Genomic DNA, 19,330 nt, shown 5'->3' on the forward strand with positions numbered 1-19,330 from the left:
TTCCCAGGAGACTTCACCACACACGCATGCCTATGTCCTTCAATCTGAACATCATCGAGGAGTTCCGCGCGAACGGCGGCCGGGTCGGCGGACCGTTCGAGGGCGGCGACCTGCTGTTGCTGACCACCACCGGGGCTCGCTCCGGTCGGCCGCACACCGTGCCGCTGGGGTTCGTCCGGTCCGAGGGCCTGCTCCTGGTCGTCGCCTCGGCGGCCGGGGCGCCGGAGCACCCGCAGTGGTACCGCAACCTGCTGGCCCATCCGGTGGTGCGGGTCGAACTCGGCACCGAGACCTTCGACGCGATCGCCGTGCCCGCCGAAGGTGACCGCCGCAAGCGGCTGTTCGAGACCGTGGTCCGTACGGCGCCCGGGTACGGCGACTACCAGGCGCACACCGAACGGGAGTTGCCGGTGGTCGTGCTGGAACGGCCCGAGGCGCCGCCAGGTCTGCCGAGCGAGGCGCGCAGTTTGGCCGACAAGCTGCTGGAGGCGCACACCTGGCTGCGGGCCCAGCTGCGCCACGTCCGGGCCGAGGCGCAGTCGCACTCCCCCGGCCGCCCGGCCGGGCTCGGACTCCAACTGCGCCAGCACTGCCTGGCGTTCTGCGCCGGGTTGACCCACCACCACACCGGGGAGGACTCCGCGATCTTCCCGGCCCTCGCGCGCAGCCACCCCGAGCTCGCCGGAGTGCTGGAGCAACTCGGCGAGCAGCACCGGGCCATCGGGCGGATCAAGGATGAGCTGGTGGCACTGCTCGCCGAGATCGGGATCTCCGAGCCGGCCCGGCTGCGGTCCGAACTGGACCGGATGTCGGCGGAGTTGGAAACGCACCTCGACCACGAGGAGGCGGAGCTGTTGCCGGCGCTCGCCGGGATCCCCTTCCCGCCGGTGCGGCCGGGGCCGACCGCGCTCTGATCCTGCGGCGCCCTGATCCGGCGGCACCGGCTGTCACGTCACGGTCCCGACGGGACGGCGGAACCGGGGCGGGACGGGCCCGGTCTCAGGACTGGCTGAAGACCGGGAGGTAGCCGTCGGCCTGGCCGGACGAGTTCGGGTGGTAGCTCTCGTCGATCGGCCAGGTGGTGCTGTGCAGCCAGGTGTCCAGCCCGCCGCAGATCTCGTGCCCGGCGAAGGTGTCGCGCACGTCGGCGAAGGTGAAGCCGGCGTTGGCGACCTCCTTGGAGATGACGCTGTCCAGCGTGTCGGCGGCCTCGTTGATGGCGGCACGCTTGGTGTCGCCGATGCCGAAGAGGCAGTAGCCGCCGATCTGGTAGAGGTGCGGGTAGCCCATCACCACGACGTGGGCGTTCGGCGACTTCGACTTGATCGCGGAGTACACCTGGTCCAGCTGGCCCGGCAGGGTGTTGACCGCGTAGTTCTCGGCCGTGTTGACGGCGTTGAGGCAGTCGCTGTCGGAACCGAGCACGCAGGTCTGCATGGTGCTGGAGAACCCGGCGTCGTTGCCGCCGATCGTGAGACTGACCAGCGTGGTGGAACTCTTCAGCGCGGAGATCTGGCTGTTGAGGACGTCACCGGTTCTGGCGCCCGAACAGGCGACGAAGGAGAAGGAGGACGGGGAGTTCGCGTTCGACCACAGGTAGGCGTAGGCGTTGGTGCTGCGCTTGCAACTACCGCTGTCACTCAGGTAGTTGCCGGCACCGACGCCGGCCGAGTAGGAGTCCCCGAGCGCCACGTAGTTGACGCCGGCCGCGTTGGCGGACGACGCCGTGAAGAGCGTCGTCATGGCGAGGACGGCCGCTGTCGCGGCGACGGAGAGAGCACGAGCTGGGCGGAACATCGCACCTCCAGGTAATGGCGTGGGACACGGAAGGAATGCCGAGCGGTGGACGAAAGCGAGAGTGTTCATGCCAAGGTTGTCGGCGGACCGTGGGCGCGGGGAGAAGTGAACTGCCCCGGCACAAGGGCGCCGCCACGCGGGCGACCGGGCGGACGTCCTGACCGACGCGCTCAGGAGCGACTGAAGACCGGGAGGTAGCCGCTGGCCTGGCCGGCAGAGGTGGGGTGGTAGCTCTCGTCGATGGGCAGGGTGGTGCTGTGCAGCCAGGTACTCAGCGAGCCGCAGATCTCGTGGTCGATGAAGGCGCTGCGCACGTCACCGAAGGTGAAGCCCGCGTTGGCGACCCGCTTGGCGATCACGCCGTCGAGGGCGTCGGCGGCGGCGTTGATGGCGGCGCGCTTGGTGTCACCGATGCCGAAGAGGCAGTCGCCGCCGACCTTGTACAGGTGCGGGTAGCCCATCACCACGACGTGGGCGTTCGGCGACTTGGACTTGATCGCGGAATACACCCGGTCCAACTGGCCCGGCAGGGTGTTGACCGCGTAACTCTTCGCCGTGCTGACGGCGTTGAGGCAGTCGCTGTCGGACCCCAGGACGCAGGTCTTCATGGTGTCGGCGAAGCCCGCGTCGTTGCCGCCGACCGACAGGCTGACCAGCGTGGTGGAACTCTTCAGCGCGGAGATCTGACTGTTGAGGACGTCCCCGGTTCTCGCGCCCGAACAGGCCACGAAGGCGAAGGAGGACGGCTTGTGCGCGTTCTTCCACAGATAGGCGTAGGCGTTGGTGCTCCGTTTGCAGCTACCGCTGTCGCCCAGGTAGCCGTCGGCACCGACGCCGGCCGAATAGGAGTCCCCGAGGGCGACGTAGTTGACGCCGGCCGCATTGGCGGCGGACGCGGTGAAGAGCGTCGTCATGGTGAGGCCGGCCGCTATCGCGGCGACGGACAGGACACGAGCAGGGCGGAGCATTGCACCTCCTGGTATGACGCGGGTCACAGAAGGGATACCAGGCGGTAGCCGAACGCGGAAGCGTTCACGCCAAGGACGTTGACGGACAGTCTGATAGCGGAGAAGTGAACTGCTCCCGACAGAACGTGAGTTCACGCAGGTGGGTGCTGGTGTATGTCGACGCGCGTCGGTCATCGCGTGTAGACGAAAAACTTTCGAGAAGTCGGCTCGCGGTCAGCCGGCGGTCAGCGTACGGCCGCCGGTGCGTCAGTTCGCGGCGCGCAACGGCACGCGCGCCGGGGCCCGAACGGTGTTACCGGGGGCGCGACTCAGCGCCCCGGGGAGCGTCCGCCACCCGGGTAGACCGGGCCGGGGAAGACCGTGCAGCCCTCGACCGGCAGCTCCTCGATCGTCTCGTTCGCGGCGGCGGGCACGCCGAGCCAATGGACGGCTGCGGCGACCGCCGCCCGGGCCTGGCGCAGCCCGGGCGCCCCCCAGCCCAGCAACTCGACCGCGAGCCCCGGCGCGACCAGCAGCCGCCGGTAGTGCCGACCCGAGGCCGGGTCGGCCTCGCTCGGCCCGACCGCCCGCAGCGCCGCCGCCATCCGGACCCGCGCGCACTCGTGCCCGCCGTTCGCCGAACCGACCCGGTCGTAGAGGTAGCCGAGGTAGTACGGCCGGCCGATCACGGCCTGGGCCTCCTCGCTCGCCTCCCGGGCCAGCGCGGCCGCCGGGTCAGCGGCGTCCTCCGGCTCCAGCGAGCCGCCGGGCAGCGAGCAGATCCCGTCCCTCGGGTTCACCAGGGTCAGCACCCGCCCGTCCGGGGCGAACAGCCACCCCCAGGACTGCTTCGTCGGCAGCCCGTCCGGTACCTGCTCGCCCGGCCGCCACGGCCAGCCCGCCGTGGGACGCCGACGCACCTTCCCGAGCAGCTCGGCGATCTCCGCCGTGAACTCGATCCGGCCCATGCCGCGCGTCCCCCCTCTCGCTGTCGGGCTCGCCGGACCTGCGGAGCACGGTTCGAGCAGAGCGGCCGGAGCGGCGGCGTGGGGTACCGCGCGCTCCTGCTGTTGATCTTCTCCGATCTTCCCCGAACAGGCGGTCGATGAACAGTCCCCAGCACCGCATGGCGGATGCGGCGGCCGCGAACACCCTGATCACCCCAGCGGCCCACCCCCGCCCCCGGCTTCGGCCCCCGCCCCCGGGAAGTCCGGCAGCCGGAACCCCGGCTGCGGGACCACACCGGGCGGGAAGGGCAGCCCGCGCGCCGCGTCGTCGGCCAGTTCGTCGAACACCTCGTGGGCGGTCATCGGCCGCAGCCGCCCACCGGCCAGCGCCCAGCCCCGCACCCGCGGCCCGGGCCCCGGTCCGCCCGGCGGCCCGCCCGAGGGCCCGTCGGGCGACCTGTCCGGCGGCCCGTCCCCGTTCCCCGCGGACGGATCGCCGTGCAGGAGCAGCGCCCCCTCACCGCCCGAGGCCACCCCGGCCGCGAGCGTGACGCAGAACGCCTCCGCATCCCGCCCGGCGGGGTGCAGGTGCCCCCGCTCCACGCAGACGTCCACAGCCGAGGTGAGTTCCTCGCCGTCCTCCGGACCGTGGCAGCGCAGCGTCAGCAGGTGGCAGCCCTCCCCCGCACCCTCGGCCAGCGCCAGGTAGACCGAGGTCACGTACCTCATCACGGCCGCCATCCGCCGCTGCCCCGTCGGGTCGTCACCCACCGCGCCCAGCAGCGCCGCGCAGGCCACGGACATCCGCACCCGCGCCCGGTGGTCGTCCAGCAGCACCGGCAGGAGGTCCACCAGCGGCTCCCCCGCGTAGACGAAGGGCTCCCCGGCCAGCTCCGGATCCCCCGCGTACGCGACCCGCGCGGCCGGGGCCCGGGGATCGAGCCCGAGCGCCGAGCAGTAGTCCTCGAAGTCACCCGCCTCCAGCACGCGCAGGTGAACCTCCAGCCCCTGCTCGTACAGGCCCGTCAGCTGCTGCTGCGCCCGCAGCAGGTACTCCTGGTGCCCGAGCGCACCGAACAGCCCGTACTTCGCCAGCCCGGCGAAGTCGGCCGCCTCCGCGGCCAGCGCCACCGCCACCGGCTGCGGCGGCGCGCCCCTGGCCCGACCGCCGCGCCGCCGCCCGCGCGCACCGGTCCCACCGGATCCGCCGGCCCCGGCGGGACCGACCGCCCGTCCACCCGGCGGCCGACCGCCTCCGGGCGGCGCCGCCCCGCCCGGCCCGCCAACCGGCAAACCCCCGGCTCCGGCTCCGGGCCCCCGCCCGCCGAACAACGACGCCCGCGGGGCCCGAGCCGCCCTCGGCGCCGGCACCGCCTGCGCCTCCCGCATCGACCCACGCCGCACCACCACGACGCCCAACACCTCGTACACCGACTCCCGCGCAGTCATGGGTTTCCTCCCGTTCACTCGACCAGCACGAAACAGCACGAACGAACCACATCGGCCGCCCCGACCCCGGAGCCCCGATGCCACGGAACATACACAGAGCCACCGACAATCCACTCCAAGTAATCGAACACCGGCGCTCGGCACCCCCTCCGATGGGGCAAAGTTGGCCCGCCGTCCACACAGAACGCACCTGCCCCAGCCCTCCGAGGAACACAATGCGCCCCTCCTCGCACCCCGCCCCGCCGACGGCCCGTCAGCTGAACCCGAGGACGGGCCCGCCCCCTGCTTCCCTCGCCCCCCGGCTTCCCCCGGGCCCCGGCCCCCTGGCGCCGGCGCCCCGGGCTCCGGCACCCTGAGCCCCGGCCCCGGTACCCGCGTGAACACCGAGCCCGGCGGGATTGTCCGTGGCGGACGTTAGGGTCGGGGACCATGCGACTGCTGCATACCTCCGACTGGCATCTCGGGCGTTCGTTCCACCGGGAGAGCCTGCACGACGCCCAGCGCGCCTTCCTGGACCACCTGGTGGCGGTGGTCCGGTCCGAGGGCGTGGACGCCGTGCTGGTCGCCGGGGACGTGTACGACCGGGCGCTGCCCGGCCTGGACGCGGTCGCGCTCTTCGACGACGTGCTGCACCGGCTGGCCGACCTCGGCGTGCCGACGGTCTTCATCAGCGGCAACCACGACTCGGCCCGCCGCCTCGGGGTCGGCGCCGGGCTGATCGGGCAGGCCGGGATCCACCTGCGGACGGACCCGGGCGAGTGCGCCGAGCCCGTGCTGCTGGCGGACCGGCACGGGCCGGTGGCGGTGTACGGGCTGCCGTACCTGGAGCCGACGCTGGTCCGCGAACGGTTCGGGCTGGCCAAGGGCGGACACGCGGCGGTCCTCGGCGCGGCGATGGACCGGGTCCGGGCCGATCTGGCGATGCGCCCCGAAGGGACGAGGGCGGTGGTGCTGGCGCACGCCTTCGTCACCGGCGGCGCGCCGAGCGACAGCGAGCGGGACATCGCGGTCGGCGGGGTCGCCGCCGTGCCCGCCTCGGTGTTCGACGGGGTCCACTACGCCGCGCTCGGCCACCTGCACGGCTGCCAGACCCTCGCCCCGCACCTGCGCTACAGCGGCTCCCCGCTCGCCTACTCCTTCTCCGAGGCGCGCCAGCGCAAGACCATGTGGCTGGTCGACCTCGCGGCCGACGGCTCGGTGACGGCCGAGCGGGTCGACTGCCCGCAGCCCCGCCCGCTCGCCACCCTGCGCGGCACGCTGGAGGCACTGCTCACCGAGGAGGCGTACGCCGAGCACGAGCAGTCCTGGGTGCAGGTCACCCTCACCGACGCGGCCCGGCCGAGCGAGCCGATGGAGAAGCTGCGCCGCCGCTTCCCCCACACCCTCCAGTTGCTGTTCGACCCCGAGGACGGCGGGGCCGAGCCGTCCCGCTCGTACGCGGCGCGGGTCAGCGGCCGGGACGACCTGGAGATCGCCGAGGGCTTCCTGCGGCACGTCCGCCCCGGCGCCGAGCCGGAGCCGGACGAGCTCGGCTGGCTGCGCGAGGGCTTCGAGCGCGTCCGCGAGGGCGCCGACCGGAAGGCGGACCTGCCCCGATGAGGCTGCACAAGCTCACCGTCACCGCCTTCGGCCCGTTCGCGGGCAGCGAGACGGTGGACTTCGACGCGCTCGCCGCCGGCGGCCTGTTCCTGCTGCGCGGCGCAACCGGCGCGGGCAAGAGCAGCGTGCTGGACGCGGTCTGCTTCGCCCTGTACGGCGAGACGCCGAACGCCCGCCGGGCCAACCGCCTGCGCAGCGACCACGCCGCCCCCGGACGGCTGACCCAGGTGGAGCTGGAGCTGACGCTGGGCGGACGCCGGCTGCACATCACCCGGCTGCCGGAGCAGCGCCGGCCGAAGAAGGTCGGCACCGGCACCACCGTCGAGCGCCCGCAGACCCTGCTCCGCGAGTGGGCCGCCGACGCGGGCGACGGCACCCCCGGCTGGCGACCGGTCAGCAAGTCGCACCAGGAGGCCGGAGAGGAGATCCACCGGCTGATCGGCATGAGCCGGGAGCAGTTCTGCCAGGTGGTGCTGCTGCCCCAGGGCGACTTCGCCCGCTTCCTCAAGGGCGACTCGGAGGAGCGCGGCAAGCTGCTGCGCCGCCTGTTCGACACCGAACGCTACGGGCTGGTCGAGGCCTGGCTCGCCGAGCAGCGCCGCGCCCAGGAGAGCGCCGTCCATTCCGGTCGGCGCCGCCTGCGCGACCTCGCCAGCAAGGCCGAGCAGGCGGCCGGTCCCGCCGCCGAGCCCGCCGGGGAGTGGGTGCCGGCCGAGGACGGCGACGCGGACCTGACGGCCGGGGTGCTCGGCTGGGCGGCGATCCTGCGCAGCGGCGCGGCCGAGCAGCTCGCCGTCGCCGAGGCGGCGCTCGCGGGCGCCGAGGCGGCGCAGCGGACGGCCCAGCACGAGCGCGAGGCCGCCGAGGAGCTGGCCGGACGACAGCGCCGGTACCGGGAGGCGCTGGCCGAGGCCGAGCGGCTGGCCGGGTTCGGAGAGGCCGCGGCTCGGGACCGTCACCGCTTGGCGGCCGCGCAGGAGGCGGTCGGCGTGGAGGCCGCGCTGCGGCTGCGGGAGAGCGCCGCCGAGGCGCTCGACCGGGCACGGGCGGCGGAACAGCGGCATCGGGAGGCACTCGCCCGGACGGACGGCGGAGGGCAGTTGCCGACCGGGGCCGGAGCCGACGCCGCCGAGTTGGCCGAGGCGGAACGGCGGCTGCGAGCCGAGGTGGTCCGGCTGGAGGCGGCCCGGGCGGAGGAGCGGCGCCGTACCGAACTCGCCCGGGAGCAGCACGCCCTGGCACGGGACCGGCGCGCCGCCGAGGACCTGGCCGAGGAGGCCGAGGACTGGCTGGCCGAGTTCGACGGCGAGCTGGCCCGGTTGGAGCAGCAGCAGACGCGGGCCCAGATGGCGAGCACCCGGGTCGAGCAACTGGACGGACAGCGGCGCGAGTTGACCACCCGCCTGGGCGCGGCCCGGGAGCGGGACGGTCTGCTGGCGGAGATTGCCGCCGCCGAACCGAGGGTCGCCGAGCTGCGCACGGCCGCGCTGGACGCCCGCGAGTTCGGCCTGGACCTGCGGGACCGCCGCCTCGCGGGCATGGCCGCCGAGTTGGCAGCGCAGCTGCGCCCGCACGAGGCCTGCCGGGTCTGCGGCTCACCGGAGCATCCGGCACCAGCCGAGGCCGCCGAGGGCGACCGGGTGAGCGCCGAGGACGAGGAGCGGGCCGGCCGCGCCCAGGCCGCCGCCGAGCGGCTCTGGGGCGAGGCCGACCAGGCACTGACCGCGCTGCGGGTGCGCGAGGCGGCCGCCGCCGGTGCGGCCGGGCCGGAGAGCGCGGACGTGCTGGCCCGAACGCTCGCCGAGCTGGAGCACGAGCACCGCACCGCGCTGCAGGAGGCCGAGGCGCTCGGCCGGGTCGGGCAGGAGATCGCCCGACTGTCCGAGGACCGTGCCCGCCGACTGGAGGAGCTCAATGAGGCCAGGGAGCGCGCCGCCGTGCTCACCGACCGGCTGGCGAAGCTGGACGACGAGCAGCGGGCGCTGACCGCCAGGGTCGCGGCCGCCCGGGGCGAGGCGGCCTCGGTGGCCGACCGGGCCGCATCGCTGACCGGGCTCGCCGAGGCCGTCGCCGCTGCCGCCGCGGCCGCCCGGACGGCGGCGGAGGCACGGGCCCGGCTGGATGAGGCGGAGGAGGAACTCGGCGGGGCCGCCGCCGCGGCGGGCTTCCCGGACGCCGGGGCGGCGCTCGCGGTACTGCTGCCGCGCGAGGAACGGGAACGGTTGGAGGCCCGGCTGGAGCGGCACCACGCGGAGTCGGCCGCCGTCCGGCACGAGCTCGCGCTGCCCGAACTGGCCGAGGCCGCAGCCCGTCCGCCGGTCGACCTGCCCGCCGCGGCGGCCGCGCTCTCCGCCGCCACCGACCGGCTCGGCCGGGCGCATGCAGCGCGGTCGGCGGCCCAGGAACGCTGCACGGCACTCGCCGAGATCGGGCGGCAGCTGGGCGCCCTCGCCGCCGAGCTGGCGCCGGCGCTGGAGCGTTACCGGCGGATCAACCGGCTCGCCGCACTGGCCGCCGGCACCTCCACCGAGAACCGGCTGCGGATGCGCCTGGAGTCGTACGTCCTGGCGGCCCGGCTGGAACAGGTCGCGGCGGCGGCCAGCGATCGGCTGGTCCGGATGTCCGGGGGCCGCTACACCCTGGTGCACAGTGACGACCGGGGCACCGGCAACAAGCGCTCCGGCCTGGCCCTGCGGGTGGTCGACGCCTGGACGGGCACCGAGCGGGACACCGCGACGCTCTCCGGCGGCGAGAGCTTCTTCGCCTCGCTCTCCCTTGCCCTCGGCCTGGCCGACGTGGTCACCGACGAGGCGGGCGGAATGCCGTTGGACACCCTGTTCATCGACGAGGGCTTCGGCACCCTGGACGAGCAGTCCCTGGAGGAGGTGATGGACGTCCTCGACGGCCTGCGCGAGCGGGACCGCGCGGTCGGCATCGTCAGCCACGTCGCCGATCTGCGCAGCCGCATCCCCGCGCAGCTACTGGTCCGCAAGGGGCGGCACGGCTCCACCCTCGCCCTGGCCGGACGGGAGGACGCGTAGCGGCGGCGGGCACCGCCGGTTCGCCGCCGCTCGAGCCGGTCCGGTTGGTCATGTCGGACCTTTCAGACGCCTCAGACGCTCAGGCCCCTCGGTTCCCTCAGCCCGAACAGGCGATCCGCTGGGCCTGCTGCCAGGCGCAGGTCGGACACAGCGTGCTGCCCGGCTGATCGGCGGGCAGCACGGTCGGCTCGCCGCACAACACGCAGTCGGCCCGCGGGCCGGTCGCCGCCGGGTCCTCGCGCAGCGCCGCCTCGGCCGAGTCGGTGGGCGCCGGCTCGCAGACCGCAGCGTTCGCGCTCGCAGCGGCCTCGTTCGTCGCGCTGTCGCTCATGACGCCTTCCTACTCTCCGGCCCCGCCCCACCGCAAGGCGCCTTATCTCAAGGCTCCCCACCCCAAGGCGCCCCACCTCGAGGCGCCCCACCTCAAGGCGCCCCGCCTCAAGGCGCCCCACCTCAAGGCGCCCCGCCTCAAGGCGCCCCGCCTCAAGGCGCCCCACCCCAAGCGCTCCCCCAACGCCCGACTACCGTGGCCGCCATGGTTGGCGATCTTCAACAGCGACTACGGGCCGCCCGGGCCACCGAGCCCACCTACCCCGAGGTCGGGGCCACCCGCCGCGGCCGGCTGCCGGACGGGTACGCGCATCTGCGGCGGCGGGTGCACCTCGGGCACGGGCCGGAGGTGCTGGAGCGGGCCGGGCGGTACGTGCTCGGGTGGGGCAGCCAACTGGGGACCGGGTTCGCCGTGTACCCAGGCGGCCCCGCCCGGGAGGGAGCCACCGTGCTGCTGCGGCTGAGCCTGCCGGGCAGCCGGTGGCCGCGGCTGGTGATCCCCTGCCGAGTGGTGTGGACCGTGGCCGAGCCGGACCGGATCGGCTTCGCGTACGGGACGCTGCCCGGCCATCCGGAGTGCGGCGAGGAGTCGTTCCTGGTGTCGATGGACGCCGAGGGCGAGGTGTGGTTCGAGGTCGCCGCGTTCTCCCGGCTGTCCGCCTGGTACGCCCGGCTGGGCCGACCGGTCGCGCTGCTCTGCCAGCACCTGGCGATCGAACGCTACCTCGCCGCCCTGGCCGGCCACGTCGCCGCGGGCCGCTGACCCGAACCGCCCGGCCAAGAACCGCGCGGCTCGGGACCACCCGCCCCGGAAACACCCGGGGCACCGCTCAGCCGAGGAAGGACAGCCGGACGGTGCGGCGCGGGTTGTCCCCGTTGGTGTCGATCAGCACCACCGACTGCCAGACGCCGAGCGCCAGTTGACCGCCGAGCACCGGCAGGGTGGCGTGCGGGGCGACCAGGCCGGGCACCACGTGGTCCCGTCCGTGGCCGGGACTGCCGTGCCGGTGGCGCCAGCGGTCGTCGGCCGGGAGCAGGTCGCGCAGCACCGCCAGGAAGTCGTCGTCGCTGCCCGAGCCGGTCTCCAGGACGGCGATCCCGGCCGTGGCGTGTGGGACGAAGACGTTGAGCAGCCCGTCCCGCCCGGGGGCCCGCTCGTTGAGGAACGCGACGCAGCGGTCGGTGATGTCGAGCGCGACCTCGCGGTTGCCGGTGGTGATCTCCAGGGTGGTGCTCTGGAAGGAGCCGGTGGACCCGGCCGACGTGGAGTGGTTGTTGTCCGCCATGGCGCCATCCTGACCCAGGTCAGCGGGTCGGGCGTACTGCCTCGCCGACCGCCCGCGCCGGGGCGTCGGGCTCGCGTAGGGTGAGGGGTTCGGACCGGAGCAGCGGTCCGGGCCGCGGATACGCCGACGACCCGACGGACCGGGTGGTCCGACGGGTCGCTCACGGTCCGGCCGCCGAGCCCCGGGCCGCACCCGGGGGCCAGGCCCCGGGACCGACTGTTAGCCGCGCCCGCCGAAGAGGCTCCGCCTCAGCCGACGCAGCGGCGCCAGCAGCGAGACACGGGTGTGGCGGCGGCGAGCCGCCGCCGGGGTGCCGGCGCCGCGCGGCGTCAGCTCCCTTATCAGCCCGAGCGCCTCGGCGGTGTCCACCGCCGAGAGCGCGGGCGCGCCGAGCACGGCCAGGTGTCGGTCGATCCTGCGGCCGGTCGCGCCGACACCGCACTGGATCGCCGGCACACGGGGCCGAGTCCGCACTTGCATGTGTTCCATCAGTTTTTCCCACCCCTACGAGGCGCCAGGGCCGTGAGGCGAAGACTATCCGTGAGGGACGGTCTTCGCGCAACCGTCCTTGGTGTTGTGCCACCGTACCGTGCGACGTCAACTGACGATGCACCAGGGGCCGCCCGGGCGATCACGACTAGGCATCAATGATGGTGCACGACCAGCCGTCCGTCATCAGGACCAGGAGGCGCGGACCCGGCGCCCGCATCCGCGGCATGCGCCGGGCGCACGGAAGCGGACGGCCGGTGCGGCAGCCGTATCGACGAAACCGCTGCCGACGCCCCTCCCCACGCCTCCCCCGATGCCCTTCCGACACCCTCCCGCCGCTCCTCGCCCGGCTCCCCATATAGGGGACAGCCGTCACGTCGACAAAGCGATCACCGCGTCACCGTCCGACTTCATCCGACTTCATGAAGTGAACGCATTCGAGGGATTGACTCCCGCCAATCCTCCAAGCAATATCTGATGCACACGCCCAGGTGCCCGCACCGCACCCATGCGCGTGTTCGAGTCGTGAACGACGCGACTCGGTGAAAGACTCCGGCTCCTGCGGGCCACTGCCCGGTCACCTCGACGCTGCGGTGGCCAGGCCCGCGTGGTGCCCGGACCGGCGGCCGGCCGTAGAGGGTCGGCCGGGCCGCCACCAGACTGCCGGTGCCGCCCCGCTCGGGGCCCGGCACCGGCGGTTCCGGGCCCCGTCACGCGCCGGTCACACCGCCCGCCTTCCGCAGCCCGACGTCCCCGCAGGTCGCACCGTGCGGATCGGTAGACTCGGCCAGCGTGTCCCTCCTCCTCAGCATCGTGCTTCCGGTCCACGGCGTGGAGCGGTACCTGCCGCGCTGCCTCGACTCGATCCTCGGCGAGACCCCCGCCGCCGAGACCCGCTTCGAGGTGATCGCGGTCGACGACCTCTCCCCCGACGGCTCCGGCGCGATCCTGGACGCCTACGCCGCCCGCGACCCCCGGCTGCGCGTGATGCACCTCACCGAGAACCAGGGCCTCGGTGGCGCCCGGGCCGCCGCCCTGCCGCAGGTGCGCGGCGAGTACGTCTGGTTCGTGGACAGCGACGACTGGCTGCCCGAGCGGACGGTCGGCGTGATCCTGGACGAGCTGGCGCAGGAGCGCCGCCGCGAGGTGCCCGCCGACGTGCTGCTCACCGACTTCACCCACGTCTATCCGGACGGCGGGAGCGAGCCCAACCCCTGGCGGCACGTGCTGGTCGGCTCCCCGCTGGTCGAGGGCTGCACCCTCGCCGAGCACCCGGCGCTGTTCCAGACCGTGATGTCGGTGTGGAACAAGGTGTTCCGCCGCGAATTCCTGGAGGGCCTCGGCGTCGCCTTCGGCCGCGGCTACTACGAGGACATCTCGGTCACCTACCCCGCGCTGCTGGCCGCCGAGCGACTGCGCTACCTCGACCGCCCCTGCTACTTCTACCGGCGCGGCCGGGACGGCGCGATCACCGCCACCGCCTCCCCCAAGCACGCCGACGTGTTCGCCCAGTACGACGCCATCTTCGCCTTCATCGACCGTTCCGACCGCCCCGGCAGGCCCGTCCCGGAGTCGCTGCGCACCCTGGTCTTCGACCGGACCGTCCGCCAGGCGCTGAACGTCTACGACACCCCCGGGCTGGTCCCCGTCGCCCGGCGCAAGGACTACTTCCACCGGATCGCCCTGCACTTCGAGCGCCACCGCCCCGCGGACTACCGCTTCCCCGGCGGGGTGCGCGGCGTGCAGTACCGGCTGGCCGCCCGCGGGGCCCGGATCGCCTACGCCGAGCTGCGCCGCACCGGCCGCCTGCCGCGCGAACTCAAGCGCGGGGCGAGGGCGGTGGCGCCCGCGGTGAAGAAGGGCGTGCGCAGCGGCGCCCGGTTCACCGCGTACAACGCCTTCCGGCGGCTCCCGCTGGACGAGCACCTGGCGGTCTACGCCGCGTACTGGCACCGGGGTTACGCGTGCAACCCGGCGGCGATCTACGAGAAGGCCAAGGAACTCGCCCCGCAGATCCGGGGCGTGTGGGTGGTGGAGAACCGCCGGCAGGCCGACGCCATGCCGCCCGGCGTCCCGTACGTGATCGTCAACACTCCCGCCTACCTCAAGGCGATGGCGACCGCGAAGTACTTCGTCAACAACGTCAACTTCCCGCGCACGATGGCGAAGCGCCAGGGCACGGTGCACGTCCAGACCCAGCACGGCACCCCGCTCAAGGCGATGGGCATGGACCTGCGGGGCCGCCCCGAGGCCGCCGAGGGGATGGACTTCGACCGGCTCCAGGAGGCCATCGACCGCTGGGACTTCCTGGTCTCCTCCAACCCGCACACCAGCGAGCACTTCTCCCGGGCCTTCCCCGGCCGGTACGAGATGCTGGACACCGGCTACCCGCGCAACGACCGGCTGGCCAACGCCACCCCGGAGGAGGTCCGGGCGATGCGCGAGCGGTTCGGGCTGCGCCCCGGCACCACGGCGGTGCTGTACGCACCGACGCACCGCGGCGGCAAGGGCGGCTACGTGCCGCTGCTGGACGTGGCGGAGCTGGCCCGGCGGCTGGGCCCGCGCTTCACGCTGCTGGTGCGCACCCACTACTTCCACACCGACGGCCCGGGCGACCTGACGACCGGTGCGGACGCGGCGGAGATCGTGGACGTGTCGACGCACCCGGTCGTGGAGGACCTCTACCTGGCGGCGGACGCACTGGTGACGGACTACTCGTCGATGATGTTCGACTACGCGGTGCTGGACCGTCCGGTGGTGATATTCGCACCGGACTGGGAGGAGTACCAGCGCGAACGCGGCGTCTACTTCGACCTGTTCGCGGAGCCGCCGGGCGCCGTCACGGTGGACGTGGACGGGCTGGCGCGGGCGCTGCGCGCGGGGGATCCGGAGCCGGGGGCCCGGGCGCGGTTCCGGGCGAAGTTCTGCGTCTGGGACGACGGCGGCGCGGCGGAGCGGGTGGTGCGCCGGGTGTTCCCGATGGGTCCGGCACGGTAGAGGACGGGCCCACGGACGGGGTCGGGGCCGCCGGCAGGGCGGATCCGGCCCCGTCCGCGCGGGCTCAGCGCTGACGCGCGGCCAGGAACTCCTCGAAGTCCAGGAAGCCCTGGTGACGGGTGTCCATCGCGTGGATCAGCGCCTCGGCCATCGAGATGGTGACGCTGTGGTCGCCCATCTCGTTGGCGGCCAGCGCGTACTCGGCAGCGGTGATCTTGCCGTCGCCGTTCTTGTCGAAACGGTCGAACATCTCCTTGATGGCCTCGACGCTCTCCATCGTTTCCTCCTGCGTACTGCGGGGTCTTGCTCGGTTCGGACGGCCGTACCCTACCCGCCCGTGGTGTTCGCCACGGTCTCCGGGAGTGGACGCACGCCGGGGTGGGTGTCGTAGTCTGCGGGTCTGATTGCTGACCCGGGCGCCTCCCGGGCGGTCGTTCGTCCAGGGAGGGAAACCGTGCTCGACCTCGCCACCAGGCTGGTGCTGAAACCCGTTTCGCGGGGGATCTGGCGCCCGGTCATCGAGGGCATCGAGAACGTGCCGCGCAAGGGCGGGGTGATCCTGGCCAGCAACCACCTGTCGTTCATCGACAGCGTGGTGATCCCGCTCACCGCCCCGCGGCGGGTCCACTTCCTCGCCAAGGCCGAGTACTTCACCGGCACCGGGCTCAAGGGCCGGGTCTCCAAGGGCTTCTTCGAGGCGATCGGCGCGGTGCCGGTCGAGCGCGGCACCTACCGTTCCGCGCAGGCCTCGCTGGAGTCGGCGCTGGAGATCCTGGAGGACGGCAAGGCCTTCGGCATCTACCCCGAGGGCACCCGGTCGCTGGACGGCCGGCTCTACCGGGGCAAGACGGGCGTCGCCTGGCTCGCGCTGACCGCGGGCGTTCCGGTGGTGCCGGTGGCCCTGGAGGGCCCGGAGCAGATCCTGCCGATCGGCAAGCGCGTCCCGCGGATCAAGAAGGTGACCGTCCGCTTCGGCGAGCCGCTGCACTTCGACGAGCTGCACGGGCAGGCCCGTTCGCTGAAGGCCCGTCGGCAGGTGACCGACGAGGTGATGGCGGCGATCCAGCGGCTCTCCGGCCAGGAGGTCGTGGAGAGCTACAACGAGATCCCGAAGGCGGCCTGACCGCCCTTCGGACCGGTCACCTTGCGCTCGACGGCCGCCGGGCCGCCGGGCCGCCGGCCCGCTTGTCCGCGGCCAACGGCTACGGAGTCACGCGTGGCCGAGGCGGACGGGCTCACGCGTGGCCGAGGGCGGCCGCCGACAGGGCCGCGGCCTCCGGCGCCTCCCGGCGCAGCAGCGCCGCGTACCGGCCGTCCAGCTCCACCAGCTCCTCGTGGGTACCGAGTTCGACCACCTCACCGTGGTCGAGCACGGCGATCTGGTCGGCGGAGCGGACGGTGGACAGCCGGTGCGCGATGGTGATGGTGGTGCGGCCGGCGGCCAGGGTGTCCACGGCCTGCTGGACGGCCTGTTCGGTGCGGTTGTCGAGCGCGCTGGTGGCCTCGTCGAGGATGAGCACCGGCGGGTTGCGCAGAATGGTGCGGGCGAGCGCGAGGCGCTGCTTCTCGCCGCCGGAGAAGCGGTAGCCGCGTTCGCCGACCAGGGTGTCGTAACCGTCCGGGAGGGCGGCGATGGTCTCGTGGATCTGCGCGGCCCGGGCGGCCTCGACCAGTTCGGCGTCGCTGGCGCCGGGCTTGGCGAACCGCAGGTTGTCGGCGACCGAGGCGTGGAAGAGGTAGGTCTCCTGGGAGACCACGCCGACCGCGCGGGACAGGGTGTCGAAGGACAGCTCGCGCACGTCCACGCCGTCCAGGGTGACCCGGCCGCCCGTGACGTCGTACAGCCGCGGCACCAGGTAGCTGAGGGTGGTCTTGCCCGAGCCGGTCTCGCCGACCACGGCCAGTGAGGTCCCGGCCGGGACCTTGAGTTCGACGCCGGTCAGGGTCGGGCGCTCCTGCTCGGGGTCGTAGCGGAAGTCGACGGCCTCGAAGCGGACCTCGCCGCGGATGTCGGTCAGGCCGACCGGCCTCGGCGGTTCGGCGATCTCGACCGGCAGGTCGAGGTACTCGAAGATGCGCTGGAAGAGCGCGAGCGAGGTCTGCACGTCCACGCCGGTGGAGAGCAGGCTGACGGTCGGGCGGAACAGGCCCTGCTGGAGCGTGACGAAGGCGACCAGGGTGCCGACCGAGACGATCGGCGCGCCCGCGGCGGAGGTCAGCCCGGCCGCCCAGTAGATCAGCGCGGGCATCGCGGCCATCACGATCATGATGGTGTTCATCCGCCAGCGCCCGGCCATGCTGGCCCGCACCTCCAGGTCGGCGAGCTGGTCGGACTGCTCGGTGAACTCGCGGGCGAGCGAGTCGGACCGGCCCATGGTGCGGCCGAGCAGGATGCCGCTCACCGACAGCGACTCCTGGACGGCCGAGCTCATCGCGGCCAGCTGCTTCTGCCGCTCGGTGGTGATCTTCTTGCGCTCCCGGCCGACCCGCCGGCTGATCCAGACGAACAGCGGGAGCAGGAGCAGCGAGACGACGGTCAGCCGCCAGTCGAGGGCGACCATGGCCACGATCGAGGCGATCACCGCGGTGAGGTTGGAGACCAGGCTGGTCGCCGTGGAGGTCACCGTGGACTGCATGCCGCCGATGTCGTTGGCGATCCGGGACTGCACCTCGCCGGTGCGGGTGCGGGTGAAGAAGGCCAGCGACTGCCGTTGGAGGTGGCCGTAGACGGAGGTGCGCAGGTCGTGCATGACCCGCTGGCCGACGGTGGTGGAGATCAGCGTCTGCAGCACGTTGAAGATGCTGTTCACCACGGCGGTGAGGATCATCCCGAGCGCGAGCAGGCTGAGCAGCCCGGTGCGGCCCTGCGGGATGGCGGTGTCCAGTACGGCCCTGAGCAGGAACGGCGAGATGACGGACACCACGGCCGAGGCCGCGACCAGCAGCCCGACGGTGGTGAGGCGGCCCCGGTACGGGCGGAACAGCGCGAGGATGCGCCGCCACTGGGCCGGTGGGCGGGGATCGCCCTCGGCGCGGTCGGGCGGGGTCCAGTCGATGGCGGCGGGCCTCAAGAACGGGCCTCCCTGGATCGGGCGCGCGGGGGCGTGGGCGCAGCGGCGGGCATGGCGGTCGGTCGGGTTTCAGCATAGCGAGACTAGCTCATAGTTAGGCAAGCTAATAGTGAGGGTGACTCTATTCCCGCTGCCGCTCCCCGGCCCGACCGCCGCTGCGCCCCAGCCCGTCCGGCGGGTACGCGCCTCAGTTCGTCCGGTAGGTGCGCGCCGCCTTCGAGGAGAGGCCGCCGAGCTTGCCGGACGGCAGCACCCGGGCGACCGCCACGGCCAGCTTGTAGCGCTTGCCCGGCACGGACACCGAACGGCCGCGGGCGAGGTCGCGCATCGCCTCGTTCACCACGCGCTCGGCCGACAGCCAGGACCAGGACGGGATGTTGCCGGTGCCCATGCCCGCCCGCTGGTGGAACTCGGTCCGGGTGAATCCGGGGCACAGCGCCATCATCCGCACGCCCGTCCCGCCGAGGTCGCGCAGTACGCCCTGGGTGAAGCTCACCACCCACGCCTTGCTCGCCCCGTACGTGCCGCGCGGCAGGAAGGCCGCCACCGAGGCGACGTTCACGATCGCACCCCGGCCGCGCTCGCGCATTCCCGGGAGGGCGGCCGTGGTCAGCCGCAGGATGGCCTCGACGTGCACCTTCAGCATGTCCAGCTCGTCCTGGAGCGGGACGGTCCCGAAGGCGCCCTTGTTGCCGAAGCCGGCGTTGTTGATCAGGAGATCCACCGGGCGCTCGGCGTCGGCGAGCCGCGCTTCGACGGCGGCGATGCCCTCGTCGGTGGCGAGGTCGGCGGTCAGCGCCTCCACCTCGGTGCCGTACCGGGCGTGCAGGTCGGCGCTCGCGCGCTCCAGGCGCTCGGTGTCCCGGGCCACCAGGACGAGCCGGTAGCCGCTGCGGGCGAGCCGGCCGGCGAAGGCGGCTCCGATGCCGGCGGTCGCGCCGGTGATCAAGGCTGTGGTCATGCCCCCGACCGTACCGACTCCCTGCGGCCACGCCCACACCCCGGGCGGCTCACCTGGTCGGCCAGCTGCGGATGCAGGCAATCGATCGTGCTCGTAGTCTCGGACGAGGCATCGCCCCACCGGGCGGTGCGATCCAGGTGAGGAGGCGGATCCGATGCTCACTCAGTTCCGGACCGAAACCGCCTCGGCGTCGAGCAGTGCGACGCTGGCCGAGGCCGAGACTCTCGCGAGTCTGATGGTGGAGGACGAGGCCGTCGTGTCCGACGCGCCCACGTACCTGCCGGAGGCCCAAGGCCTGCTGCTGCTGACCGGGCTGCTGGCCCTCTCTCCCAAGGTGCCCAAGGCCCCCAAGGAGAAGCCGGCCCGGTAGCCGGGCCGCTCCGCCCAGGGCCACGCGCCCAGTGCCACTTCTCGGA

At 73.4% G+C, this 19,330-nt stretch carries 17 protein-coding genes; 7 read left to right on the forward strand and 10 right to left on the reverse strand.

The annotated features are described in order from the left end of the window. Positions 1-26 precede the first annotated feature (26 nt). Positions 27-914 carry a nitroreductase/quinone reductase family protein gene (locus BOQ63_RS12975; RefSeq protein ID WP_072654279.1) on the forward strand — a complete coding sequence of 296 codons (888 nt, stop codon included), beginning with the start codon at positions 27-29 and terminating at the stop codon, positions 912-914. Positions 915-999: 85 nt separating this feature from the next. Here the strand turns inward: BOQ63_RS12975 and BOQ63_RS12980 are convergent, their stop codons facing one another. From BOQ63_RS12980 to BOQ63_RS12995, 4 genes are all read right to left on the reverse strand, one after another. After that, positions 1,000-1,797, reverse strand: a complete 798-nt coding sequence (locus BOQ63_RS12980) for an SGNH/GDSL hydrolase family protein (protein WP_030552214.1) — start codon at positions 1,795-1,797, stop codon at positions 1,000-1,002. Positions 1,798-1,967: 170 nt separating this feature from the next. Next, positions 1,968-2,765, reverse strand: a complete 798-nt coding sequence (locus BOQ63_RS12985) for an SGNH/GDSL hydrolase family protein (RefSeq protein ID WP_072654280.1) — start codon at positions 2,763-2,765, stop codon at positions 1,968-1,970. A 308-nt stretch (positions 2,766-3,073) separates the two neighbouring features. After that, positions 3,074-3,712: a hypothetical protein gene (locus BOQ63_RS12990; protein WP_063737792.1), complete on the reverse strand. Its 639-nt coding sequence runs from the start codon at positions 3,710-3,712 to the stop codon at positions 3,074-3,076. Positions 3,713-3,901: 189 nt separating this feature from the next. After that, positions 3,902-5,140, reverse strand: coding sequence for a DUF8829 domain-containing protein (locus BOQ63_RS12995; RefSeq protein ID WP_494408225.1), 1,239 nt, complete (start codon positions 5,138-5,140; stop codon positions 3,902-3,904). Positions 5,141-5,569: 429 nt separating this feature from the next. On the opposite strand from BOQ63_RS12995, the gene BOQ63_RS13000 reads away from it, so the two are divergent. Together BOQ63_RS13000 and BOQ63_RS13005 are read left to right on the forward strand one after the other, a co-directional pair. Beyond that, positions 5,570-6,739, forward strand: a complete 1,170-nt coding sequence (locus BOQ63_RS13000; RefSeq protein WP_030283049.1) for an exonuclease SbcCD subunit D — start codon at positions 5,570-5,572, stop codon at positions 6,737-6,739. After that, a complete protein-coding gene (locus BOQ63_RS13005) occupies positions 6,736-9,780 on the forward strand; it encodes an AAA family ATPase (RefSeq protein WP_030552222.1) in 3,045 nt (1,014 codons plus the stop codon). The genes BOQ63_RS13000 and BOQ63_RS13005 overlap by 4 nt, the downstream gene beginning before the upstream one ends. A gap of 97 nt (positions 9,781-9,877) precedes the next feature. On the opposite strand, the gene BOQ63_RS13010 is transcribed toward BOQ63_RS13005, so the two are convergent. Further along, positions 9,878-10,111, reverse strand: coding sequence for a hypothetical protein (locus BOQ63_RS13010; protein ID WP_033351891.1), 234 nt, complete (start codon positions 10,109-10,111; stop codon positions 9,878-9,880). Between the two features lie 204 nt (positions 10,112-10,315). On the opposite strand from BOQ63_RS13010, the gene BOQ63_RS13015 reads away from it, so the two are divergent. Continuing rightward, complete coding sequence (locus BOQ63_RS13015; protein WP_030283054.1) at positions 10,316-10,873, forward strand: DUF1990 domain-containing protein; 558 nt, start codon at positions 10,316-10,318, stop codon at positions 10,871-10,873. Positions 10,874-10,940: 67 nt separating this feature from the next. Here BOQ63_RS13015 and BOQ63_RS13020 read toward each other — a convergent pair whose 3' ends face one another. Beyond that, positions 10,941-11,396, reverse strand: a complete 456-nt coding sequence (locus BOQ63_RS13020) for a YjbQ family protein (protein ID WP_046385912.1) — start codon at positions 11,394-11,396, stop codon at positions 10,941-10,943. 219 nt (positions 11,397-11,615) lie between these two features. Beyond that, a complete protein-coding gene (locus BOQ63_RS13025) occupies positions 11,616-11,885 on the reverse strand; it encodes a hypothetical protein (RefSeq protein ID WP_072654281.1) in 270 nt (89 codons plus the stop codon). 792 nt (positions 11,886-12,677) lie between these two features. Here BOQ63_RS13025 and BOQ63_RS13030 point away from each other — a divergent pair. Then, positions 12,678-14,882, forward strand: coding sequence for a bifunctional glycosyltransferase/CDP-glycerol:glycerophosphate glycerophosphotransferase (locus tag BOQ63_RS13030; protein WP_072654282.1), 2,205 nt, complete (start codon positions 12,678-12,680; stop codon positions 14,880-14,882). 64 nt (positions 14,883-14,946) lie between these two features. Here BOQ63_RS13030 and BOQ63_RS13035 read toward each other — a convergent pair whose 3' ends face one another. Then, entirely contained in the window at positions 14,947-15,159 is a 213-nt protein-coding gene (locus BOQ63_RS13035; RefSeq protein WP_030283062.1) for an EF-hand domain-containing protein, read from the reverse strand. Positions 15,160-15,336: 177 nt separating this feature from the next. Here BOQ63_RS13035 and BOQ63_RS13040 point away from each other — a divergent pair, with 177 nt between their 5' ends. Beyond that, positions 15,337-16,005 (forward strand): lysophospholipid acyltransferase family protein, encoded by a 669-nt coding sequence (locus BOQ63_RS13040; protein ID WP_030283064.1) that lies wholly within the window; start codon positions 15,337-15,339, stop codon positions 16,003-16,005. Between the two features lie 112 nt (positions 16,006-16,117). Here the strand turns inward: BOQ63_RS13040 and BOQ63_RS13045 are convergent, their stop codons facing one another. Together BOQ63_RS13045 and BOQ63_RS13050 are read right to left on the reverse strand one after the other, a co-directional pair. Further along, entirely contained in the window at positions 16,118-17,953 is a 1,836-nt protein-coding gene (locus tag BOQ63_RS13045; protein WP_072654283.1) for an ABC transporter ATP-binding protein, read from the reverse strand. Positions 17,954-18,140: 187 nt separating this feature from the next. Continuing rightward, positions 18,141-18,914: an SDR family NAD(P)-dependent oxidoreductase gene (locus BOQ63_RS13050; protein WP_072654284.1), complete on the reverse strand. Its 774-nt coding sequence runs from the start codon at positions 18,912-18,914 to the stop codon at positions 18,141-18,143. A gap of 154 nt (positions 18,915-19,068) precedes the next feature. On the opposite strand from BOQ63_RS13050, the gene BOQ63_RS13055 reads away from it, so the two are divergent. Beyond that, a complete protein-coding gene (locus BOQ63_RS13055; protein WP_030283070.1) occupies positions 19,069-19,284 on the forward strand; it encodes a hypothetical protein in 216 nt (71 codons plus the stop codon). Positions 19,285-19,330 lie beyond the last annotated feature (46 nt).

This window comes from Streptomyces viridifaciens (assembly GCF_001888885.2).
GTDB lineage: Bacteria > Actinomycetota > Actinomycetes > Streptomycetales > Streptomycetaceae > Kitasatospora > Kitasatospora aureofaciens.